Annotated in this window: 22 protein-coding genes; 10 read left to right on the top strand and 12 right to left on the bottom strand. The window is 64.9% G+C overall.

The window, feature by feature from the left end:
* Positions 1 to 168: 168 nt before the first annotated feature.
* Positions 169 to 795 carry a MarC family protein gene (locus CSC94_RS21175; RefSeq protein WP_099308377.1) on the top strand — a complete coding sequence of 209 codons (627 nt, stop codon included), beginning with the start codon at positions 169 to 171 and terminating at the stop codon, positions 793 to 795.
* Positions 796 to 861: 66 nt separating this feature from the next.
* Here the strand turns inward: CSC94_RS21175 and CSC94_RS21170 are convergent, their stop codons facing one another.
* The 3 genes from CSC94_RS21170 to CSC94_RS21160 are packed head-to-tail and all read right to left on the bottom strand — an operon-like array spanning position 862 to position 2,224.
* The gene (locus CSC94_RS21170) at positions 862 to 1,230 is read right to left on the bottom strand and encodes a hypothetical protein (RefSeq protein WP_099308376.1); all 369 of its coding nucleotides are present in this window, start codon (positions 1,228 to 1,230) and stop codon (positions 862 to 864) included.
* 47 nt (positions 1,231 to 1,277) lie between these two features.
* A complete protein-coding gene (locus CSC94_RS21165) occupies positions 1,278 to 1,700 on the bottom strand; it encodes a VOC family protein (protein ID WP_099308375.1) in 423 nt (140 codons plus the stop codon).
* Positions 1,701 to 1,717: 17 nt separating this feature from the next.
* Positions 1,718 to 2,224: a single-stranded DNA-binding protein gene (locus CSC94_RS21160; RefSeq protein WP_099308374.1), complete on the bottom strand. Its 507-nt coding sequence runs from the start codon at positions 2,222 to 2,224 to the stop codon at positions 1,718 to 1,720.
* Between the two features lie 1,002 nt (positions 2,225 to 3,226).
* Between CSC94_RS21160 and uvrA the strand changes: the two genes are divergently transcribed.
* Entirely contained in the window at positions 3,227 to 6,148 is a 2,922-nt protein-coding gene (gene uvrA / locus CSC94_RS21155) for an excinuclease ABC subunit UvrA (RefSeq protein WP_099308373.1), read from the top strand.
* 115 nt (positions 6,149 to 6,263) lie between these two features.
* Positions 6,264 to 6,755, top strand: a complete 492-nt coding sequence (locus tag CSC94_RS21150) for an Hsp20/alpha crystallin family protein (RefSeq protein ID WP_165784542.1) — start codon at positions 6,264 to 6,266, stop codon at positions 6,753 to 6,755.
* Positions 6,756 to 6,780: 25 nt separating this feature from the next.
* On the opposite strand, the gene CSC94_RS21145 is transcribed toward CSC94_RS21150, so the two are convergent.
* On the bottom strand, positions 6,781 to 8,283 hold the full coding sequence (locus tag CSC94_RS21145) for an NAD(P)H-hydrate dehydratase (RefSeq protein ID WP_099308371.1): 1,503 nt from the start codon (positions 8,281 to 8,283) through the stop codon (positions 6,781 to 6,783).
* A 380-nt stretch (positions 8,284 to 8,663) separates the two neighbouring features.
* Here CSC94_RS21145 and CSC94_RS21140 point away from each other — a divergent pair, with 380 nt between their 5' ends.
* From CSC94_RS21140 to CSC94_RS21110, 7 genes are all read left to right on the top strand, one after another.
* Positions 8,664 to 9,002, top strand: coding sequence for a P-II family nitrogen regulator (locus tag CSC94_RS21140; RefSeq protein WP_099308370.1), 339 nt, complete (start codon positions 8,664 to 8,666; stop codon positions 9,000 to 9,002).
* A 55-nt stretch (positions 9,003 to 9,057) separates the two neighbouring features.
* Positions 9,058 to 10,467, top strand: a complete 1,410-nt coding sequence (gene glnA, locus CSC94_RS21135; protein WP_099308369.1) for a type I glutamate--ammonia ligase — start codon at positions 9,058 to 9,060, stop codon at positions 10,465 to 10,467.
* A 237-nt stretch (positions 10,468 to 10,704) separates the two neighbouring features.
* Complete coding sequence (locus CSC94_RS21130) at positions 10,705 to 12,051, top strand: substrate-binding protein (RefSeq protein ID WP_099308368.1); 1,347 nt, start codon at positions 10,705 to 10,707, stop codon at positions 12,049 to 12,051.
* Positions 12,052 to 12,169: 118 nt separating this feature from the next.
* Positions 12,170 to 13,186: a branched-chain amino acid ABC transporter permease gene (locus CSC94_RS21125; protein WP_099308367.1), complete on the top strand. Its 1,017-nt coding sequence runs from the start codon at positions 12,170 to 12,172 to the stop codon at positions 13,184 to 13,186.
* Positions 13,187 to 13,192: 6 nt separating this feature from the next.
* Positions 13,193 to 14,341, top strand: coding sequence for a branched-chain amino acid ABC transporter permease (locus CSC94_RS21120; RefSeq protein WP_099308366.1), 1,149 nt, complete (start codon positions 13,193 to 13,195; stop codon positions 14,339 to 14,341).
* 4 nt (positions 14,342 to 14,345) lie between these two features.
* On the top strand, positions 14,346 to 15,116 hold the full coding sequence (locus tag CSC94_RS21115) for an ABC transporter ATP-binding protein (RefSeq protein WP_099308365.1): 771 nt from the start codon (positions 14,346 to 14,348) through the stop codon (positions 15,114 to 15,116).
* Positions 15,117 to 15,160: 44 nt separating this feature from the next.
* Positions 15,161 to 15,883 carry an ABC transporter ATP-binding protein gene (locus CSC94_RS21110; RefSeq protein WP_245408451.1) on the top strand — a complete coding sequence of 241 codons (723 nt, stop codon included), beginning with the start codon at positions 15,161 to 15,163 and terminating at the stop codon, positions 15,881 to 15,883.
* A gap of 109 nt (positions 15,884 to 15,992) precedes the next feature.
* Here CSC94_RS21110 and CSC94_RS21105 read toward each other — a convergent pair whose 3' ends face one another.
* The 8 genes from CSC94_RS21105 to CSC94_RS21070 form a co-directional block, all read right to left on the bottom strand.
* Positions 15,993 to 16,778, bottom strand: a complete 786-nt coding sequence (locus CSC94_RS21105) for an ATP12 family chaperone protein (RefSeq protein WP_099308363.1) — start codon at positions 16,776 to 16,778, stop codon at positions 15,993 to 15,995.
* 16 nt (positions 16,779 to 16,794) lie between these two features.
* Positions 16,795 to 17,442, bottom strand: coding sequence for an HAD-IA family hydrolase (locus tag CSC94_RS21100; protein ID WP_099308362.1), 648 nt, complete (start codon positions 17,440 to 17,442; stop codon positions 16,795 to 16,797).
* On the bottom strand, positions 17,439 to 18,365 hold the full coding sequence (locus tag CSC94_RS21095; RefSeq protein ID WP_099308361.1) for a DMT family transporter: 927 nt from the start codon (positions 18,363 to 18,365) through the stop codon (positions 17,439 to 17,441). The genes CSC94_RS21100 and CSC94_RS21095 overlap by 4 nt, the downstream gene beginning before the upstream one ends.
* Positions 18,362 to 19,351, bottom strand: coding sequence for an RluA family pseudouridine synthase (locus tag CSC94_RS21090; protein WP_099308360.1), 990 nt, complete (start codon positions 19,349 to 19,351; stop codon positions 18,362 to 18,364). Before CSC94_RS21090 ends, CSC94_RS21095 begins: the two co-directional genes overlap by 4 nt.
* A gap of 37 nt (positions 19,352 to 19,388) precedes the next feature.
* Positions 19,389 to 19,769: a fluoride efflux transporter CrcB gene (gene crcB, locus CSC94_RS21085; protein WP_099308359.1), complete on the bottom strand. Its 381-nt coding sequence runs from the start codon at positions 19,767 to 19,769 to the stop codon at positions 19,389 to 19,391.
* A 120-nt stretch (positions 19,770 to 19,889) separates the two neighbouring features.
* On the bottom strand, positions 19,890 to 20,423 hold the full coding sequence (locus CSC94_RS21080) for a flavodoxin domain-containing protein (RefSeq protein ID WP_099308358.1): 534 nt from the start codon (positions 20,421 to 20,423) through the stop codon (positions 19,890 to 19,892).
* A gap of 12 nt (positions 20,424 to 20,435) precedes the next feature.
* Positions 20,436 to 20,717 (bottom strand): hypothetical protein, encoded by a 282-nt coding sequence (locus tag CSC94_RS21075; protein ID WP_099308357.1) that lies wholly within the window; start codon positions 20,715 to 20,717, stop codon positions 20,436 to 20,438.
* A 65-nt stretch (positions 20,718 to 20,782) separates the two neighbouring features.
* Positions 20,783 to 21,025, bottom strand: a complete 243-nt coding sequence (locus CSC94_RS21070) for an RND transporter (protein ID WP_099308356.1) — start codon at positions 21,023 to 21,025, stop codon at positions 20,783 to 20,785.

The following is a 21,025-nucleotide window of genomic DNA, read 5'->3' as shown; positions in this document are numbered from 1 at the left end:
TTCCGTATATAGGATTCCGGCCGGTCATTCCAATTTCCCGGGCAGTTATCCAAAGCTGAGCGCAGGAATGCGCCGGGCACGCGGAACGGCCGCGCGACCGTGGTCGATTCGGCCGCCAAAACCGGCTAGGCTTCGGGCCGGCAAACGGAAGACGGGATCGGATTCGCGATGTTCAACGACATGATGGCCACCGCGGTGGTGACATTGCTGGTCACCATCGACCCCGCCGGCCTCGCCCCCCTCTTCCTGGCGGTGACGAACGGCATGGATCGCAGCCAGCGCAACCAGGTGGCCTGGCGCGCCGCCGCGCTGGCCTTTGCCCTGCTCGCCCTCTTTGCCCTTGCAGGCGCCGGCATTCTCGCCGTTTTCGGCATCACCCTGCCCGCCTTCCGCGTGGCCGGCGGGCTGCTGCTGTTCTGGATTGCCTTCGAGATGATCTTCGAGAAACGCCAGCAGCGCCACGAGCACACGGCCGAAGTCGCCATCAGCGCCGACGAGATCCGCCAGGTCGCCGTGTTTCCGCTGGCCATTCCGCTGATAGCCGGCCCCGGCGCCATTTCCGCCGTCATCCTGTTGTCCGGCCAGTTTTCCGAACCCGGGCCGCGCGCCGCCCTGATCGGCATCATCGCCGCCATCATCGGGCTGACATGGTTCGTCTTCCTGCTCGCCGACCGCATCGACAAGGTGCTCGGCGAGACCGGCCGCTCGATCCTGACCCGCCTGCTCGGCGTGATTCTCTCGGCTCTGGCAGTGCAGTTCGTCGCCGACGGCGTGAAGGCGCTCGCCGCGTCCTGACGTGCATGGCCTGGACGGCGGGCATCTTCCGGCAGGGACAGGGCGAAGAAGCGTGAGAGGGCGCGCTCAGAAGCGGCCCTTCATCGCCACGGTCGCCTCCTGCCCGCTCCACCCGTGAACCGTGTCGTGGGCACGCACCGTGACTTCGTCCACCTCATCGGGAATGACGATGCCCGACTGGCTCCGGGTGAACGGCTGCTCGTTGTCGTGCGGATGGGCCAGCACCCGTTCGCCGAGCACCGTCCCGTCGGGTCCAAGGACCTGCCACCGGTCGGCATAATGATCCCAGCCCGCATCGTCATGGCGGACCGTGACATGAAACGAATAGGTCCCGTCGGAGCCCTGGTCGTAGCGGACCGCGACGACATCGGCCGGGCCGGCGAAGACCGGACCGGCAGAAAGGGAAATCAGGATGGCAAAAGTCAGAGATTTCATGCCGCCATGATGACGGCCGTGCCGGACACGCGCCAGTCACGAATGGGTCATGGCTCCAGGGCACCCGCCAGCGGATGCCCGTCTGCGAACTGGATCAGGTCCCAGAGATTGCCGAACGGATCGCGAAAAACCGCAACGGTGCCGTAGTCCATTTCCTTGGGCGGCCGTGCGAACTCGACCCCCGCCTCGCCGTATCGCCGGTAGTCGCGGGCGAAATCATCGGTCTGCAGGAACAGGAAGACCCGCCCGCCGGCCTGGTTACCCACGGCCGCAACCTGCTCGGGCGACCCGGCACGCCCGAGGACGAGCGAAGCGCCGCCGCCCGGCGGCGCCACAACCACCCAGCGCTTGTCCTGCTCCGGCTGGTAACTGTCCTCGATCAGGTCGAAGCCCAGCACGCCGCAATAGAAGGCGATGGCCGGGTCGTAGTCAGGCACGACGAGTTGCACATGGGCGAGACGCTGCGCCATGCCCCCGCAGCCGGCCCTCAGAACGGGATTTCGTCGTCGAGGTCGCGCGAGTAACCGCCGCCCTGCTGGCCGCCGCCGTAATTGCTGCCGCCCGACGGCCCTGACGAGCCGAAGTCGGACCCGCCGCGCGAGCCGCCGCCATAGCTGACCTGTCCCTGGTCGCCGCCCTGCCCGCGGCTGTCGAGCATCTGCAACTCGCCGCGATAGCGCTGCAGGACGATCTCGGTCGTGTACCGATCCTGGCCCTGCTGGTCCTGCCACTTGCGGGTCTGCAACTGGCCTTCCAGGTAAACTTTCATGCCTTTCTTCAGGTACTGCTCGGCCACCTTGGCCAGCTGTTCGTTGAAGATGACGACATTGTGCCATTCCGTGCGCTCGCGGCGCTCGCCGGAATTCTTGTCGCGCCATGACTCCGACGTCGCTATGCGCATGTTGACCACGGCATCGCCGGAATTGAGACGGCGGACCTCCGGATCGGCACCCAGATTGCCCACCAGGATGACCTTGTTGACGCTACCAGCCATGGCTATTCACTCCACTTGTCGCAAGAGGCGCAAAGAAAAGCGCCTCACCAATCTCTCTTCGAATGCCCGGACCCTACACTGTCAACCAGGCGGACGCGCGGCATCAGCGCACCTGTCCACAGAAGCTTTACGCCCTCTTTGCGCACTTCAGGCCCTGCGCATGATGCCGGATCATGATGTTCTTTTTTTGTTCCAGCGTCAATTGGGCAGCCAGGAACCGTGGCGGCCTCGCTTCGAGAACGAAGACCAGACCTTCCCCCCTCTCGGTGCGCCGGCAGGCGCTGCAATGGTTGCGCAGCGCTCATCCAGATGCGGTATCGGGCAGCAAACGGCCCGGCCGCGATCCTGTGTCTTGCGCGCGCCGGGCCTCTATGGGTTTGACCCCTTCAACCGGTCGTGGACCGGATGCTGTGGCGGGCCGGACACCTGCGAGGCGTTCAAAAAGTGCCTCACGCCCGTCCCGTTCGAAAATCAGATTGTCGGCGAATTGCCGGTGTCCCCTGTCACGCGGCGCTGCTCAAGCGCCAGGAGGCCTTGCAACCCGTGGCCCGTCCTCGTTCGGCGGGCCTGCCGGGACTCTTCGGCGGATTCATGCTCCTCTCCTCTTCCCGTTGGTTTGCAATGCGGCCGGATCGGACCGGCCTTCGCATCCACGGACTGTCTGCCATCACGGGAGCACGCGCTGGTGCTTCGTTCCGCTGGCGCCACGTACCGTCGGATGCCGGAAAAATGATGCGCCTCGCACCGCGTCTCGTCAATGGCGCTGCCGATCACATTTTTCGCCGCCAGCCAGCGGTTTTCCACCGCTTATCCACAGATGTTCTTGTTTTGTCCGCATTTCTGTGGATAGACTGGCAACGTGCCGTCAGCAGGTGATCCGATGCCCCTTTCCCTGCCGTGCACAATGACTACATGAGAGGCGTGATCGGCGGCGACACGCCGGATATGTTTTCCAGGCCATCTCCCAGGCCGGCCGGCGGGCCGAACATGCTGCGAGCAGACATGACAGACCACAAGTACATCTCCGTGCGCGGCGCGCGCGAACACAACCTGAAGAATGTCGATCTCGACCTTCCCCGCGACAGCCTGATCGTGATGACCGGCCTGTCCGGATCGGGCAAGTCGTCGCTCGCCTTCGACACGATCTACGCCGAGGGGCAGCGCCGCTACGTCGAGAGCCTGTCCGCCTACGCCCGCCAGTTCCTGGAAATGATGCAGAAGCCCGACGTCGACCAGATCGACGGCCTGTCGCCGGCCATTTCCATCGAGCAGAAGACGACCAGCCGCAACCCGCGTTCCACTGTCGGCACGGTCACCGAGATCTACGACTACATGCGCCTGTTGTTCGCCCGCGCCGGCGTGCCGATCTCGCCCGCCACCGGCCTGCCGATCGAAAGCCAGACGGTCAGCCAGATGGTCGACCGTGTGCTGGCCATGGAGGAAGGCACCCGCCTCTACATCATGGCGCCCATCGTGCGCGGCCGGAAGGGCGAGTACCGCAAGGAACTGGCCGAACTGCAGAAGAAGGGCTTCCAGCGCGTCAAGGTGGACGGCGAGTTCCACGAGATCGCCGACGTGCCGGCGCTGGACAAGAAGTACAAGCACGACATCGACGTCGTGGTCGACCGCGTCGTGGTGCGCGACGATCTCGCCGCGCGCCTGGCCGATTCCATCGAGACCTGCCTGAGGCTCGCCGATGGCCTCGCCATCGCCGAATATGCCGACCGCCCGCTGCCGCCCGAGGAGCTCTCGGGCGAAGCCGCCAACCGGTCCAAGAACGAGACGCACGAGCGGATGATCTTCTCGGAGAAGTTCGCTTGCCCGGTGTCCGGCTTCACCATACCCGAGATCGAGCCGCGCCTGTTCTCGTTCAACAATCCCTTCGGTGCCTGCCCGGGCTGCGACGGCCTCGGCCACCAGCAGGCCATCGACCCCGCCCTCGTCGTGCCGGAACCACACGTGGCGCTGCGCGAAGGCGCCATCGCGCCCTGGGCAAAGTCGACCTCGCCCTATTACCTGCAGACGCTGGAAGGCCTCGGCAAGGCCTACGGCTTCAAGGTCGGCGACCGCTGGCGCGACCTGTCCGACGAAGCCAGGGACGCCATTCTCAACGGCACAGGCGAGCGCAAGATCGAGTTCACCTACGATGACGGCCTGCGCACCTACAAGGCCGCCAAGACCTTCGAGGGCGTGGTGCCCAACCTCCAGCGCCGCTGGAAGGAGACCGAATCGTCCTGGGCGCGCGAGGAGATCGAGCGCTACATGTCGGCCACCCCCTGCCCGGTCTGTTCCGGCTTCAGGCTGAAGGCCGAGGCGCTGGCGGTCAAGATCGACGGCCTGCACATCGGCCAGGTCACCGACATGTCGATCCGCCGGGCCAACGAATGGTTCGAAACGCTGCCGGAGCGCCTGACCGACAAGCAGAACGAGATCGCCGCGCGTATCTTCAAGGAGATCCGCGAACGGCTGAAGTTCCTCAATGACGTCGGGCTGGACTACCTGACCCTGTCGCGCAATTCCGGCACGCTGTCGGGTGGCGAAAGCCAGCGCATCCGCCTTGCCTCGCAGATCGGCTCGGGCCTCACCGGCGTGCTCTACGTGCTCGACGAGCCCTCCATCGGCCTGCACCAGCGGGACAACGACCGCCTGCTGGCGACGCTCAAGCACCTGCGCGATCTCGGCAATACCGTGATCGTTGTCGAGCACGACGAGGATGCGATCCTGGCCGCCGATTACGTGGTCGATATCGGCCCGGCTGCCGGCATTCATGGCGGCAAGGTCATCGCCAGCGGCACGCCGGCCGACATCATGGCCCATCCGGAATCGCTGACCGGCAAGTATCTCTCGGGCGCCATGGGCATCGCCGTGCCGGCCGAGCGCCGCAAGCCGTCGAAAACGAAGCGCATTCGCGTGGTCGATGCGCGCGGCAACAACCTGAAGGGCGTCACCGCCGACATTCCCCTCGGCACCTTCACCTGCGTCACCGGCGTCTCCGGCGGCGGCAAGTCGACCTTCCTTATCGAGACACTGTTCCGTGCCGCCTCGCGCCGTATCATGGGCGCGCGCGAGAACCCCGCACCGCATGACCGCATCGAGGGGCTGGAGCACATCGACAAGGTCATCGACATCGACCAGTCGCCCATCGGCCGGACGCCCCGCTCCAACCCGGCCACCTACACCGGTGCCTTCACGCCGATTCGCGACTGGTTCGCCGGCCTTCCCGAAGCCAAGGCGCGTGGCTACCAGCCCGGGCGTTTCTCCTTCAACGTCAAGGGCGGCCGCTGCGAGGCCTGCCAGGGCGACGGCGTCATCAAGATCGAGATGCACTTCCTGCCCGATGTCTACGTCACGTGCGACGTCTGCCACGGCAAGCGCTACAACCGCGAGACGCTGGAAGTCGCCTACAAGGGCAAGTCGATCGCCGACGTGCTCGACATGACGGTGGAGGAAGGCGCGGCCTTCTTCGCCGCCGTTCCGGCGATCCGCGACAAGCTGGAAACACTGGCGCGCGTCGGCCTCGGCTATATCCACGTCGGCCAGCAGGCAACCACCCTGTCCGGTGGCGAGGCGCAGCGCATCAAGCTCGCCAAGGAACTCTCGCGCAAGGCGACCGGGCGCACGCTCTATATCCTCGACGAGCCGACCACGGGCCTGCACTTCCACGACGTGGCCAAGCTGCTCGAAGTGCTCCACCAACTCGTCGAACAGGGCAATACCGTGGTCGTCATCGAGCACAATCTCGAGGTCATCAAGACCGCCGACTGGATCCTCGACCTCGGTCCGGAGGGCGGAGACGGCGGCGGCGAACTGGTGGCCTCGGGCACGCCGGAAGACATTGCCGCCGAGCCGCGCAGCCACACCGGTGCCTATCTCAAGGATCTCCTGGCCCGCAGGGCGGGCCACAAGGTCGAGGCCGCCGAGTAGGCGGCCGGGCCTCGCCCCCCCCCGGCTTGACCATCGTCAATGCCGCGGCCGTTCCGTCTGGCATCTTCCTCTCGCCCGCATGAACCGTTGCGGGCGAAAGAGGAAGGAGGTTCCCATGTCAGACAAGCCCGCGAAGAACGCGCTTTCACCCTGGTCCGGAAATCTTTTTACCGATTTCCGCAAGCAGATGGATGACCTGATGGAAGGCTTTTTCGGCTCCGGCAGCACACTGGCTGGCAGGAGCGGCCTGCCGTCGTTGGACATGACCGGCGCCATTCGCCCGGCCATCGACATTGCCGAGAACGATCAGGCCATCACCGTCACCGCCGAACTCCCCGGCATGACGGAGGACCAGGTTGACCTGACGATCCGCAACGGAATGCTGACGCTGAAGGGCGAAAAGAAGATCGAGCATGACGGCGACAGGGACGACGTCCACGTCATCGAGCGGTCCTACGGTTCGTTCCAGCGCTCCATTCCGATCCCCGAGCGGGTCGACGCGAATGCCATTGACGCGAAGTTCGACAAGGGTGTCCTGACGGTCACTATGCCGAAGCGCAAGGAAGCGGCCCCGGCCGCCCGCAAGGTCGAGATCGGCAAGGCCTGAGCCGGCCAGCGGGGCGCCTGCGCTTTCAAGCCCCGGGAAAAGCCAGCCGGCCGAGCGCCGAGACAAGGTCTTCGGCGATGGGGCGCAGGCCGGCGGCATGGCCGGCCTCGCCGTGCAGCCAGGCGCCGGCGCAGGCCGCCTCGAAGGCCGGCATGCCCTGGGCCAGAAGGCCGGTGATGATCCCGGCGAGCACGTCACCCGACCCGGCCGTGGCAAGTACCGCGGTGGCGTTGGTATTGACGGCGGTACGGCCGTGGGGTTCGGCGATCACCGTGTCGCTGCCTTTCAGCAGCACCACCGCGCCCGCCCGCGCCGAGGCCCTGCGCGCTCGTTCGGTCTTGGCTATTGCTGCGTCGCTTGCAAGGTCCGGGAAGAGCCGCGCGAACTCCCCGGCGTGCGGCGTCAGTACGACGGCCGATCCGCTGTCGCGGATGGCAGAGAAGAGCGCGGGCGGATCATCCTGGAAGACCGTCAACGCATCGGCATCGAGCACGATGGCATTCAGGCCGCGCCCGTCCGTGCCGGCCGGCGCCTGCAACAGGGCGAGCACGGCCGCCCGGGTCGAAGGGCCGAGACCTGCGCCCGGACCGGCGACCGCGGCGCGCGTCTTGCCCTCGCCGAGGAAGCTCCCGATGGCGTCCGCATCGGCCACCGACCGGACCATGACGGAGGTCAGGTGCGCCGCGTGGACCAGTACGGCCGAGGGAGGCGAAAGCACGGTCACGGCCCCGGCCCCGCTGCGCGCCGCCGCCATGGCCGCCAGCCGTGCCGCGCCCGTGGAAGCGGCTCCACCCGACAGCACGGCGGCCGCGCCGCGGGCATATTTGTGGGTCCCGGCATCCGGACGCGGCAGGCAGGCAGCCCAGAGCCCGGGCAGGTTTTCGCTGGTCTTCGGACCGATGGTGGCCAGGATCGTGTCCGCGATGCCGATATCGGCCACGACCAGGTCGCCGCACAGCGTCCGGCCCGGCATCAGCACATGCCCCGGCTTCTTGCGAAAGAAGGTCACCGTCAGAACGGCCCGGAAGCATGGCCCGAGCGGTTGCCCGGTATCGCCCGAGAGACCGGACGGAAGATCGACGGCCACGACGGGAACCTTCGCGGACGAGCAGGCTTCGGCCGCACGCGCGGATTCACCCGACAGCGGCTTCGAAAGACCGGCACCGAAGAGCGCATCGACCACCAGGTCGGCACCGTCCGGATCGAACCGCTCCAGGGGATGGACATCGCCGGTCCAGGATGACGCCGCGCGCGCGGCGTCGCTGCCGGGTCGCGGGTCGGCCAGCGCATGAACGCGGACGGTCATCCCGTCCGCCGCGAGCAGACGCGCAATGACATAGCCGTCTCCGCCGTTGTTCCCCGGCCCGCAGAGAACGGCGACGCTGGCGACGCCGGGAAACCGTTGAAGGATGGCCCGGTGAACCGCACGGCCCGCATTTTCCATCAGCCCGGGTCCGTCAAGCGGACCGGCCGCGATGGCCGCTGCATCCGCCCTTCCCATTTCGGCCGGACTCAGAATTTCGTGCATTGCCTGTCGCCCCGCCTCCTGCCTTCCTGAAAGGCTTTTATCGAGTGCCGGACAGGCATCCGCAAGTCCGCCTTCGGCCGATCCGGCCAGTGGCGATTCAACTTTTCGATCTCCATGCACAATCTTTATGCATTTTGCCTATTTTTTGAACGGGAAAGACAGGCTATGAATGCCCCATCGCCTCGCGCTCCAGCCGCGTGACGGCGGGTTGCCTGCTGGCGGAAGGAGCAACAACCGGCCGGACCGTGGGCAGGAACAATTTTTTCAGCGTGAAAGGGGCGTGGACAGGCGCAGCGGAAAAATCTGGCACAGTTCATGCTTACTTTGATGCGGAGCGGGCCCGAGGCCCGTTTTTCACCAATGCGGAGGCCGTTCTTTCCATGAAAAAGATCGAAGCGATCATCAAACCCTTCAAGCTGGACGAGGTGAAGGAGGCCCTTCAGGAAGTCGGGCTTCAGGGCATCACCGTGACTGAAGCCAAGGGCTTTGGTCGTCAGAAGGGGCATACCGAACTCTACCGTGGCGCCGAATACGTCGTCGACTTTCTTCCCAAGGTGAAAGTCGAGGTGGTTCTGGGCGATGATGCCGTGGAGACTGCCATCGAGGCGATCCGAAAGGCGGCCCAGACGGGACGCATCGGCGACGGCAAGATCTTCGTCTCCAACGTCGAGGAAGTCATCCGCATCCGCACCGGTGAGACGGGCATCGACGCCGTCTGAGGCGGCGTCTCCGGCCCGAACTGCAAGTTATTCGTCATTACAAAGGGAATTCAGCATGACGACAGCAAATGATATCCTGAAGCAGATCAAGGACAACGACGTCAAGTTCGTCGACCTGCGCTTCACCGACCCGAAAGGCAAGATGCAGCACGTCACCATGGACGTCACCTGCGTCGACGAGGACATGTTTGCCGACGGCGTCATGTTTGACGGCTCCTCGATCGCCGGCTGGAAGGCCATCAACGAGTCCGACATGGTGCTGATGCCCGACACGGCCACCGCGCACATGGACCCGTTCTTCGCCCAGTCGACCATGGTCGTGATCTGCGACATTCTCGACCCGGTCTCGGGCGAGGCCTACAACCGCGACCCGCGCGGCACCGCCAAGAAGGCCGAGGCCTACATGCGCGCCGAAGGCATCGGCGACACCGTCTTCGTCGGTCCGGAAGCCGAGTTCTTCGTGTTCGATGACGTGAAGTACAAGGCCGATCCGTACAACACGGGCTTCAAGCTCGACTCCACCGAACTGCCGTCCAACGACGACTCCGACTACGAGACTGGCAACCTCGGCCACCGTCCGCGCATCAAGGGCGGCTACTTCCCGGTTCCGCCGATCGATTCGGAACAGGACATGCGCTCCGAGATGCTCTCCGTCATGTCGGAAATGGGCGTCACGGTCGAGAAGCACCACCACGAGGTGGCCGCGGCCCAGCACGAGCTCGGCATCAAGTTCGACACGCTGACCCGCAACGCCGACAAGATGCAGATCTACAAGTACGTCGTTCACCAGGTGGCCAACGCCTACGGCAAGACGGCGACCTTCATGCCGAAGCCGGTATTCGGCGACAACGGCTCGGGCATGCACGTCCACCAGTCGATCTGGAAGGACGGCAAGCCGACCTTCGCCGGCAATGAATACGCCGGCCTGTCCGAGAACTGCCTGTACTACATCGGCGGCATCATCAAGCATGCCAAGGCGATCAACGCCTTCACCAACCCGTCGACCAACTCCTACAAGCGCCTGGTCCCCGGCTACGAAGCCCCGGTCCTGCTGGCCTATTCGGCCCGCAACCGTTCGGCCTCCTGCCGCATTCCCTTCGGCTCCAACCCGAAGGCCAAGCGCGTGGAAGTGCGCTTCCCCGACCCGACGGCCAACCCGTATCTCGGCTTTGCCGCGATGCTGATGGCCGGCCTCGACGGCATCAAGAATAAGATCCATCCGGGCCAGGCCATGGACAAGGACCTCTACGACCTGCCGGCCAAGGAGCTCAAGAAGATCCCGACCGTCTGCGGCTCGCTGCGTGAAGCCCTGATGAGCCTCGACAAGGATCGCAAGTTCCTGACCGCCGGTGGCGTCTTCGACGACGACCAGATCGACGCTTTCATCGAGCTGAAGATGGAAGAAGTGCTGCGTTACGAAATGACGCCGCACCCGGTCGAATTCGACATGTACTACTCCGTCTGATCTCCGGTCACGACGAACGAAAGGCCCCGGCGGTTCATCCGCCGGGGCCTTTTTTCATGCCCGAGAAAAGCATAAGATGATTTCCCGATACGCCTTTTTGCATTGCACCTAATACCTTTGCCGCATATCCGAAAGCCGCATTGAGAAATCGGAGGAACAGACGTTAGCATGCGCTCACCTTCGGCCTTTGGAGGACAAAGGGTCGGCAGGTTTCAACCTGAATTCGGGAGGACTTTCATGTCTAAATTGATTTTCAACCGCCGCGGTATCCTCAAGGTGGGTGCGGCCGGCGGTGTGGCGCTTGCCGCGCCCATGCATTTCGTCAAGGGCGCCTTCGCCGAGGACATGTCGTGCAACATGCCGACGGGCGACACCGTGACCCTGGGCTTCAACGTGCCGCAGTCGGGTCCCTATGCCGACGAAGGCGCGGACGAGCTGCGTGCCTACCAGCTGGCCGTCAAGCACCTGAACGGTGAAGGCGACGGCGGCATGATGAACACTTTCACGTCCAAGGCGCTGAAGGGCAACGGCATCCTCGGCAAGAAGGTCGCCTACGTCACGGGCGACACCCAGACCAAGTCGGATGCCGCGCGCGACAGCGCCAAGCGCATGATCGAGAAGGAAGGCGCCGTCATGATCACCGGCGGCTCGTCCTCGGGCGTCGCCGTGGCCGTGCAGGGCCTCTGCCAGGAGATGGGCATCATCTTCATGGCCGGCCTGACCCACTCCAACGACACCACCGGCAAGGACAAGAAGCGCTACGGCTTCCGTCACTTCTTCAACGCCTACCAGTCCGGCGTCGCGCTCGGTCCGGTGCTCAAGGAAGAATACGGCACCGACCGCCGCGCCTACCACCTGACCGCCGACTACACCTGGGGCTGGACGCAGGAAGAATCGATCAAGAACACCACCGAGGCTCTCGGCTGGGAAACGGTCGCCACCGTCCGCACGCCGGTTGGCGCGGGTGACTATTCGCAGTACATCACCCCGGTCCTCAACTCCGGCGCCGACGTCCTGATCCTGAACCACTACGGCAAGGACATGGTGAACTCGCTGACCCAGGCCATCCAGTTCGGCCTCAAGGACAAGCAGGTCAACGGCAAGAACTTCGAGATCATCGTCCCGCTGTTCTCCCGCCTCATGGCCAAGGGCGCCGGCGACAACATCAAGGGCATCCTCGGCACCACCAACTGGAACTGGTCGCTGGACGACGACGCCTCGCAGGCCTTCGTGAAGTCCTTCGGCGCTGAATACGGCGCTCCGCCGTCCCAGGCCGCTCACACCTGCTACGTCCAGACGCTGCTCTACGCCGATGCCTGCGAGCGCGCCGGCACCTTCTTCGCTCCGAAGGTGATCGAGGCCCTCGAGGACTTCGAGTTCGACGGCATGGGCAACGGCCCGACGCTCTACCGTGGCGCCGACCACCAGTGCATGAAGTCCGCGCTGGTCGTGAAGGGCAACGAGAACAAGCAGTCGGAATACGACCTGCTGAAGGTGGTCAAGGTCGTCGACCGCGAGACGCTGACCTACGATCCGGCCATCTTCGGTGGCGATCTCGGTCCGTCGGACGCGAAGAAGTGCTGACCTGACCGGCAATCGATACGACCGGCCGCTCCTTTCGGGGGGCGGCCGGTCCGTCATGGGCAAACCTTAGACCGGACCGCCGGCACCGCCGGCAGACGGGAACCGGGGCGAATTCGTCATGGACGCAATCATCATCCAGATCCTCAACGGGCTCGACAAGGGGGCCGCCTACGCGCTGATCGCGCTGGGCCTGACCCTCGTGTTCGGTACGCTCGGCGTCGTCAACTTCGCACATGGCGCGCTCTTCATGCTCGGCGCCTTCTGCGCGGTGACCTTCAACAAGATCATCACCTGGCCGATCCAGCCGCCCAAGGCGGAAGGCCAGTTGTTCGCGCCGCCGGCCAAGCCCTGGTTCGAATATGCCTTCGGCGATCTCGGCGCCTCGATCATCAACTGGTCGGTGCCGATTTCCATCCTGCTGGCCATCCCGGTCATGCTGCTGATCGGGCTTGCCATGGAACGCGGGCTGATCCGCCATTTCTACAAGCGCGCCCACGCCGACCAGATCCTGGTCACCTTCGGCCTGGCCATCGTGCTGCAGGAGATCGTCAAGAAGTTCTTCGGCGCCAACCCGCTGCCCCAGAACGCTCCGGCCATGTTCAACGGTACCGCCGACATCGCCTCCTGGTTCGGCCTCACCGACATGTTCATCGTCTACCCCTGGTGGCGCCTGATCTACTTCCTGTTCTCGCTCCTGGTCATCGGCGCGGTCTTCGCCTTCCTCCAGTTCACCACCTACGGCATGGTGGTGCGTGCCGGCATGCGCGACCGGGAAACCGTCGGCCTGCTCGGCATCAACATCGAGCGCAGGTTCACCGTGGTCTTCGGCATCGCCTCTGTTGTGGCCGGCCTCGCAGGCGTGATGTACACGCCCATCCTGCCGCCGGATTACCATCTCGGGATGGACTTCCTGGTGCTCAGCTTCGTGGTCGTGGTCGTCGGCGGCATGGGCTCCCTGCCCGGCGCCGTGCTGGCCGGCTTCCTGCTCGGTATCCTGCAGTCCTTCGCCTCGATGAACGAGGTGAAAGGCATTCTTCCCGGCATCGACCAGATCATCATCTACCTGGTCGCCGTCACCATTCTGCTCACCATGCCGCGCGGGCTCATGGGCCGCAAAGGCGTGATGGAGGACTAATCAATCATGTTCGGCAATCTGTCACGCAACGACTGGCTGCTGGTACTCGGTTTCGCGATCGTGGTGCTGGTCAGCCCCTGGACGCTCACGCCGTTCGGCGCCGGTTATCCCGCCCTGCTGCAGAAGTTCTGCATCTTCGGCATCTTCGCCATGGGCTTCAACATCCTCTTCGGCCTGACCGGCTACCTGTCGTTCGGCCACGCGGCCTTCCTCGGCGTCGGTTCCTACGCCGCCGTCTGGTCGTTCAAGCTCTTCACCATGAACGTCATCCCGGCGGTGATCTTCGGCGTTCTCTTCGCCGGCATTTTCGCCGTCGTCATCGGCTTCGTGAGCCTGCGCCGGTCCGGCATCTACTTCTCGATCCTGACCCTCGCCTTCGCCCAGATGAGCTACAACCTCGCCTACTCGGTGCTCACCCCGATCACCAATGGCGAGACCGGCCTGCAGTTGACGCTGCAGGATCCGAGGATCATCGACAATGCCTTCATCACGCCCGGCGAGGGCCTGCCTCAGACCGACCTGTTCGGCATCCCGATGAACGGCTATCCCGGCTTCTACTTCTGCGCCGTGGCGCTGATCATCTGCTTCTTCCTGACGCTGCGCATCTTCCGCTCACCGTTCGGGATGATGCTCCGCGCCATCAAGTCGAACCAGAACCGCATGCGCTACACGGGCTTCAACACAAGGCCCTACCTGCTGACGGCCTTCATCATTTCCGGCATGTATGCCGGTCTTGCCGGCTCGCTGATGGCCGTGACCGACCCGCTGGCCGGTGCCGAGCGCATGCAGTGGACGGCATCCGGCGAAGTGGTCCTGATGACCATTCTCGGCGGTGTCGGCACGCTGATCGGCCCGATCCTCGGCGCAGGCGTCATCAAGTACTTCGAGAACATCTTCTCCTCCTTCAACGACCGCATCCTCGAACAGCTCTTCTCCTTCCTGCCCGATGCGGCCCGCGAAGTGGCCGTCTGGTTCACGGGCCTGTTCGTCGGCGAAGGCTGGCACCTGACGCTCGGCGTCGTCTTCATGCTCATCGTGATCTTCCTGCCTGGCGGCATCATGGAAGGCCTGCAGCGCATCTACAATCGCCTTGGCGGCGGCTCCGGCCCGGGGGCCGGTGCTCCCGACACGGCCGCCGCCCAGCCCGCGGAGTGAACGCATGACCACGGCAAGCGAAAACATCGTTCTCCACGTCGCCGATGTCTCCAAGAGCTTCGGCGGTCTCAAGGCCCTGTCGGATGTCGACCTTCAGGTCCGCGAAGGCACCGTGCACGCGATCATCGGGCCGAACGGCGCCGGAAAGTCCACGCTGCTCAACGTCTGCATCGGCCGCCTGAAGCCGACCACGGGCCACGTGGTGTTCAACGGCCAGACGCTGGACCAGCACCAGCCGCACGAGATCAACCAGCTTGGCGTCAGCCGCGTCTTCCAGACGCCGGAGATCTTCGCCGACCTGACGCTGCTCGACAACGTCATGATCCCGGCTTTCGCCAAGCGTGACGGCGCCTACCGCTTCAACGCCATGGCGGCCCTCTCCGGTCAGGCCGACATCCGCACGGAGGCCGAAGAGGTTCTCCAGGACATCGGCCTGCTGGAAAAGAGCAACCAGATTGCCGGCAGCCTGTCGCGCGGCGACAAGCGGCGGCTGGAAATGGCCATGTGCCTGATCCAGAAGCCCAAGCTTCTGCTTCTGGACGAGCCGACGGCGGGCATGGCACGCCACGATACCAACATGACGATCGAACTGCTCAAGCGCATCAAGAAGCGCGGCATGACGAAAGTGATCATTGAACACGACATGCATGTGGTGTTCTCTCTGGCAGACCGCATCAGTGTTCTGGCCCAGGGCCGCATCATCGCCGAAGGCACGCCCGAGGAAGTGCGCAACAGCCCGAAGGTCAAGGAAGCCTATCTTGGGGAGGCCCACTGATGACCGTGGCAACCCGGGGGGAACTCGAAGGGGAGACCATAACCTTGAACGAAAAATCCGCGTCACCCTATTTCAGCGTCAAGGACATTCACGCCTATTACGGCGAGTCCTACATCGTCCAGGGCGTGTCCTTCGACATTGCCAAGGGCGAAGTCCTGTCCCTGCTTGGCCGCAACGGCGCCGGCAAGACCTCGACGCTGCGCACGCTGGCACGCGTCGACACGCCTGCCCTCAAGTCCGGTGAAATCTGGCTCGACGGCAAGCCGCTGCACAAGATGCGCGCCTTCGAGGCCGCGGCAGAAGGCGTCCAGCTCGTGCCGGAAGATCGCCGCATCATCGGCGGCCTCACGGTGGAGGAAAACCTGATCCTGGCCCAGGTCACCGAGCCGAAGGGCTGGCCGATCGAGAAGATCTACGAGCACTTCCCTCGCCTGGCGGAACGCCGCAACCAGGAAGCCACCACCATGTCGGGCGGCGAGCAGCAGATGCTGGCCGTGGCCCGTGCACTGGCCCGTGACCTGAAGATCCTCTTCCTCGATGAGCCCTACGAAGGCCTGGCGCCGGTGATCGTCCAGGAAATCGAGAAGATCGTCCAGCAGATCCGCGACATCGGCATCACCACCATCATCGTGGAGCAGAATGCCGTCGCGGCCCTGCGCCTGTCGGATCGCGCGGTCATCATGGACACCGGCCAGGTCGTCTTCCAGGGCACGGCCAAGGAAGTGCTCGACAACGAACAGCTTCGCCACGAGTACCTGGCGATCTGAGGCGCTGCGCGGCATCGAACGGAAAAGGCCCGGACGGATCGTCCGGGCCTTTTTCATGTTTTGCTTCAAGTCATGCCTTCAAAAGGCCGGAACGACTCCCGAAGCAGCATCAGCCAATGGCGTCGTAAAGGCGGAAGGCGGCTTCCATCTCGGCGCGCCGCGCCTTGCGCCGTGCGCTGGCCTCGGCATCCTCGCCCCACAGTTCGATGTTCCAGTCCTCGTCCACATGCGCCGCGTCCCAGGCCTCGGGCCAGGTCAGGGCTCCTTGCGCAACAGCCAGCGCCAGCAGCGCGGAGCCGGTCAGCGTGGTCATGGAATGCAGGGCAGCCAGGCGGAACGGATCGCCGTAGCTGCGCAGGTGAAGGCCGATCGCCGAGATCGTCTCGCGCGGCTGCGCCACGTGCATGACGCCTTCCGCGAGTACGAAGCGGGCGCCGAGTGCACTCTGCGCCCAGTCCAGAACGGGATCCCAGGCTTCGGACTGGCGCGCGACGAGGCGGTCCGGCGACCCGGCGCGATAGCACAGCAGGTCGGACGTTGAGAAACGCTGGACGTCCTCGGCGACCGCCTGCATGTCCGCCGCCACGCCATCGATGGCCGTGTTGGCCAGCCGCGTCACGGGCATGCTCATCGGGTTGATGACCTCGGCCTGCGCGCCGTATTCGTCGGCCACCAGTTGCGCGGCCCCGGCACTCGGCAGCACCATCGGGCTGCGAACAGGCGTGCGCACGATGCGCCCGTCCAGCGTCACGGCATGGCCGCCCTCGTGCGGAGCGATGCCGGCTTCCTTGTAGAACCGCTTCGGCAGCGGCGCCTGCATCTGCTTCTGGGCCCGCCGCATCGGGTCGGGATCGGACAGCTTGCCCTGTTCCAGGTCGTTGAGGATGTCGCGCATCGCGAGCCCCTTCTTCTCAAAGATGGTCGTGCAGGCCGGATGGGTGCTCCAGCACCGCGTCGGCCCCGTGCCGGCGCAGCTCATCGGCCGCGCCGTAGCCCCAGGAAACGCCGATGGCAACGGCACCGGCAGCTTTCGCCATCTGCATATCGTAGATCGCATCGCCGACGACAAGGGTATCCTTTGGATCCATGCCCGTTTCCGCGCAACATTCCAGCACCATCGCCGGGTGCGGCTTGGACGGGCAGTCGTCCGCCGTGCGCACGGTCAGGAAATGCTGCCCGAATCCGTGCGTCTGGAACACCGACTCCACCCCGCGCCGGGATTTGCCGGTGACCATGCCGATCAGGATGTCGTCCCGCAGGGCCAGGCTGGCGATCAGCGGCGCGATGCCGTCATAGAGGTCCTCGCGAAAATCGGGCGCCGCGCGCATCGACACGAAATGGTGCTTGTAGCGTTGCACCAGCCCGCCGATCTCGTCGTCAACCTCGCGCGCCAGCAGGCGGGCAATGGCGATGTCGAGTGACAGGCCGATGATCCCGCGCGTGCCCTCCGGTGTCGGTACCGGCAATTGCGCTTCCGCGAAAGTACGTTCCATGCATCCGTGGATGATGCCCGCGCTGTCCACCAGCGTCCCGTCGCAATCGAACAGAACAAGTTTCATGCCGCCCTCCCCGTCATGCGCCGCTGCGGCCGGTTGACCAGGAACAGCCCGGCACCGATCAGCGCCAGCGCCAGGCCGATCTGCGGGCTCAACGGTTCGTCGAGGATCAGCGCGCTGGCCGTCACGCCGGTCAGCGGCGTCAGGAACGCGAAGCTCGACAGGCTGGACGCGGAATAACGTTGCACCATCCGGAAGAAGGCCAGGTAGGTGATCGACACGATGAACAGCGCCTGGAACGCCAGCGTTGCCGTCGGCAGCCAGCCGACGTCGCGCAACGCCGGACCACCGAGCGGGATGAACGGCAGCGTCACGATGGCCGATACGCCCAATTGGTAGAGCAGGCTCTTTTCAGGCGGCGACTCCGCCAGCCGCGTCACCTTGATCACCAGCACGGTGCCGGCCCAGCACAGCGCCGCTCCGAACACCATCAGGTCGCCGATGATGGCGAAATGCGACGGCAGCGTCACCTTGTCGGCGAATACCAGCGAGACGCCGCAGAAGGCCAGCGCCATGCCGCTCAGCTTGCGCCACGACAGGCGCTCCAGGCCGATGAGATGACTCCCGGCCAGCACCCAGAACGGCATGGAATTGAAGATCAGCACGCCGCGCGCCACGCTGGTGATATCCATCGCCAGGAACAGGAGGATGAATTCGACCGCGAAGAACAGGCCGGCCACGAGCCCGGGCCTGAGGGTACCGTCACGCAGCGTCAGCGGGATGCCGCGCACCAGGCACCATCCGGCGATGCACAGCGCGCCGACCGCCGAGCGAAGAAAGCACTGCGTCAGCGGGCTGTAGCCGAGATTGGCGATCTTCATCGCCACCTGGCTCAGGCCCCAGCACGATGTCAGCACCACCATCAGCGCGATCGCGCCCGGTCCGGGGGCGCGCGTCGCGTTGCTGGCGCCATCGAGTGTACTCATGCCTCGGCCGTCGCTTCGTCGAAGCCGAGCAGGTTCCAGCTCTGCACCATGTGCGGCGGCAGCGGTGCCGTCACGTCGATGACGCCCTTGCCGTCGGGATGGGGAATGACGATCCGCCGCGCATGCAGGTGCAGCCTGTTCTGGATGCCGCCGGGAAACTCCCAGTTCTGGTCGGCCTCGAAATATTTCGGATCGCCGATGATCGGGCAGCCGATGTGCGCGGCGTGAACGCGCAACTGGTGTGTGCGCCCGGTATAGGGCTCCATTTCAAGCCAGCTGAGGTTCTGGCCCGCCTGGTCGACGACGCGGTAGTGCGAGACCGCGTGATCGGAATCGGGTTCGCCGTGGCGAGCAACACGCATCCGGTCGCCGTCCGGGGTCTGCTCCTTGACCAGCCAGGTGGAAATCCGCCCTTCCGCCTTCTTGGGCACGCCCTTGACCAGCGCCCAGTAGGTCTTCTTCGTCTCGCGTTCCCGGAAGGCAGCGGTCAGCTTCACCGCCGCGCCGCGTGTACGCGCAACCACCAGCACGCCCGACGTATCGCGGTCGATGCGATGCACCAGGCGCGGCTTCTCGCCCCTCTGGTTGCGCCAGGCTTCCAGCATGCCATCGACATGGCGGGCGACGCCGGAGCCGCCCTGCACCGCCAGACCGGCCGGCTTGTTGAACACGTAGACCTTGGCGTCCTCGTAGAGCAGCATCTTCGACAGCACTTCGCCGTCGCCGCGGTCCTTGATGGTGCGTGCGGTCAGCGGCCCGCTGTCGTTGTCCTTCAGATCGGCGCCCAGCGGCGGAATGCGGACGGTCTGCCCGGCACCGAGCCGCGTGTCGGACTTCGCCCGGCCGCCGTCGACACGGATCTGCCCCGTGCGCAGCAGCTTCTGCAGCGCGCCGAAGCCGAGGCCCGGCACATGCAGCTTGAACCACCGGTCCAGCCGCATGCCGTTCTCGTCCTCGCTCACCGTCACCTGTTCAACGCCGGCCATGTCTGGTCCTCATTTGCAAGAAACGCTGCCCATAGCATCATGCAAGGCTTCTTGCGAGCCACAAGCCGGCAAACAGCGCCGCGACCGACAGGATGACCGACGCGAGCAGATAGACCGCCGCGGTCATTTCCGCGCCGCGTTCCCACAGGGTGGCCACGTCCAGCGAGAAGGCGGAAAACGTGGTGAACCCGCCCAGCAGGCCGGTTGCGAAGAAAAGGCGCAATTCGCTGCTGGTCCCGCCCGCCCGGCGCGACAGCCAGGCCACGAACAGACCCATCACGAAGGACCCGACGATGTTCACCGTGATCGTGCCATAGGGAAAATTGGGGCCGGCGAGACGCATCATGAACTGCCCCGTCAGATGCCTCAACGATGCGCCGATTGCCCCGCCCAGGGCGACAAGAAGTGTGTGCAACATGCGACCGTTGATAAACCAGTCCAACCGGCACGTGAAGCGGAGAATCCGCCCCGCGGGCAGATCCCCTGCCCCGTGGTCGGACGGTCATCGAATGCCTGTCGCGAGAAGCCGCCGGCCCGCTCAGCCGTCAGCGGCCAGGAAACCGGTCACGAAGGCCGCCAGCCCGTCCCAGTCGGTATACTCATGGTCTTCCGACGTATCGACGTCGCCGCCCTCCTTGGCCGCGATATGGCGCATCAGCAGGCGCTTGAGGAAATCGTACCGGGTGTAGCGCAGCGCGCCGGCAGCGTGGTGCACCGCGCCCGGATGCCAGCCGGTCTCGGCGAAGAATGCCTCGCCGATGGCCTCGATCTCGCGCTTCTCCGCCTCGAACTGGGAGGCAATGCCCAGCGAGACCGACACGAAGGCACAGCGCTTGCCGTTCAGGGCATCTGCCCGCTCCTTGACCCAGTGAACGAAGGGAGCCGGGAACCGGCCGATATGAACCGGGGCGGCGGCGATGAAGGCATCCGCCAGGTCAAGGTCCACATCCTCCAGGTCTGCGGCGTCGTAGACGGTGACATCATGGCCGAGGCTCTGCACCGTGCCGGCCATGTGCCGGGCGATCTTGCGTGTCTGGCCTTCGACGGTCGCGAAAAGGATGACGACATGCATGGCAGGGCCTCCTCAGCAGACCTGTGTATCGCAGGCCAGGAAACGGAAATTCGTTTCCGGTATCTCGCGCACGGCGTCGAAGCGCCGTCCGTCCGTACATTGCAAGCGGGCTTCCTGCGTATGCTTTCCGCCCAGGTCGCCCTCGCGTGCATTCAGGAAATAATCGACGTCGCAGGCAAGCTCACTCTCGGCCTGCATGCGGATGTCGTTGAACCACGGGTAATCCCCGTCTGCCGGCGCCGAAACCGTGCCGGCAAGAAGAAAGGAAAGGGCGATGGCGGACAGGACTTTCATGAGGATCTCCTCTGACAGGTCCGGTTCAGATTGGCAGCCTCCTTCCGCCCGCGCCTTGACCGGTATCAATCACCCGCCGTCTCGCCGGGGCGCCGGCCGGAAAGCTTGATCGCGATCAGCAGCAGTGGCCATGAATGCCAGGCAATGTCGAACCAGTCGACCGGACGGAACGGATGACCTTCGACCAGCCAGCGCGCCTTTTCGATCAGGTGCGGCTCCGGAACGAACGGGGCGCCGCCAATGAGGGCCGCCATGAGGATGAGCGTCGGCCACGGGATGCGCCGGATGGCTGCGAGAAGTCTGGACAT

The sequence above is a fragment of the Zhengella mangrovi genome, assembly GCF_002727065.1.
Taxonomy (GTDB): domain Bacteria; phylum Pseudomonadota; class Alphaproteobacteria; order Rhizobiales; family Rhizobiaceae; genus Zhengella; species Zhengella mangrovi.
The sequence above is the reverse complement of the archived record's forward strand: the minus strand, read 5'-3'. Positions and strand labels throughout refer to the sequence as shown.

Excerpts from the sequence above, each read along its gene's own strand:
- CSC94_RS21140 (WP_099308370.1), top strand. The coding sequence starts at position 8,664 with ATGAAAAAGATCGAAGCGATCATCAAACCCTTCAAGCTGGACGAGGTG.
- CSC94_RS21070 (WP_099308356.1), bottom strand. The coding sequence starts at position 21,025 with ATGTCCAGACTTCTCGCAGCCATCCGGCGCATCCCGTGGCCGACGCTC.
- CSC94_RS21165 (WP_099308375.1), bottom strand. The coding sequence starts at position 1,700 with ATGGCGCAGCGTCTCGCCCATGTGCAACTCGTCGTGCCTGACTACGAC.
- CSC94_RS21150 (WP_165784542.1), top strand. The coding sequence starts at position 6,264 with ATGTCAGACAAGCCCGCGAAGAACGCGCTTTCACCCTGGTCCGGAAAT.
- CSC94_RS21145 (WP_099308371.1), bottom strand. The coding sequence starts at position 8,283 with ATGCACGAAATTCTGAGTCCGGCCGAAATGGGAAGGGCGGATGCAGCG.
- crcB (WP_099308359.1), bottom strand. The coding sequence starts at position 19,769 with ATGTTGCACACACTTCTTGTCGCCCTGGGCGGGGCAATCGGCGCATCG.
- CSC94_RS21120 (WP_099308366.1), top strand. The coding sequence starts at position 13,193 with ATGTTCGGCAATCTGTCACGCAACGACTGGCTGCTGGTACTCGGTTTC.
- CSC94_RS21175 (WP_099308377.1), top strand. The coding sequence starts at position 169 with ATGTTCAACGACATGATGGCCACCGCGGTGGTGACATTGCTGGTCACC.
- CSC94_RS21075 (WP_099308357.1), bottom strand. The coding sequence starts at position 20,717 with ATGAAAGTCCTGTCCGCCATCGCCCTTTCCTTTCTTCTTGCCGGCACG.
- CSC94_RS21105 (WP_099308363.1), bottom strand. The coding sequence starts at position 16,778 with ATGCGCGACATCCTCAACGACCTGGAACAGGGCAAGCTGTCCGATCCC.
- CSC94_RS21095 (WP_099308361.1), bottom strand. The coding sequence starts at position 18,365 with ATGAGTACACTCGATGGCGCCAGCAACGCGACGCGCGCCCCCGGACCG.
- glnA (WP_099308369.1), top strand. The coding sequence starts at position 9,058 with ATGACGACAGCAAATGATATCCTGAAGCAGATCAAGGACAACGACGTC.
- CSC94_RS21115 (WP_099308365.1), top strand. The coding sequence starts at position 14,346 with ATGACCACGGCAAGCGAAAACATCGTTCTCCACGTCGCCGATGTCTCC.
- CSC94_RS21080 (WP_099308358.1), bottom strand. The coding sequence starts at position 20,423 with ATGCATGTCGTCATCCTTTTCGCGACCGTCGAAGGCCAGACACGCAAG.
- CSC94_RS21125 (WP_099308367.1), top strand. The coding sequence starts at position 12,170 with ATGGACGCAATCATCATCCAGATCCTCAACGGGCTCGACAAGGGGGCC.
- CSC94_RS21100 (WP_099308362.1), bottom strand. The coding sequence starts at position 17,442 with ATGAAACTTGTTCTGTTCGATTGCGACGGGACGCTGGTGGACAGCGCG.
- CSC94_RS21090 (WP_099308360.1), bottom strand. The coding sequence starts at position 19,351 with ATGGCCGGCGTTGAACAGGTGACGGTGAGCGAGGACGAGAACGGCATG.
- CSC94_RS21170 (WP_099308376.1), bottom strand. The coding sequence starts at position 1,230 with ATGAAATCTCTGACTTTTGCCATCCTGATTTCCCTTTCTGCCGGTCCG.
- CSC94_RS21160 (WP_099308374.1), bottom strand. The coding sequence starts at position 2,224 with ATGGCTGGTAGCGTCAACAAGGTCATCCTGGTGGGCAATCTGGGTGCC.
- CSC94_RS21130 (WP_099308368.1), top strand. The coding sequence starts at position 10,705 with ATGTCTAAATTGATTTTCAACCGCCGCGGTATCCTCAAGGTGGGTGCG.
- uvrA (WP_099308373.1), top strand. The coding sequence starts at position 3,227 with ATGACAGACCACAAGTACATCTCCGTGCGCGGCGCGCGCGAACACAAC.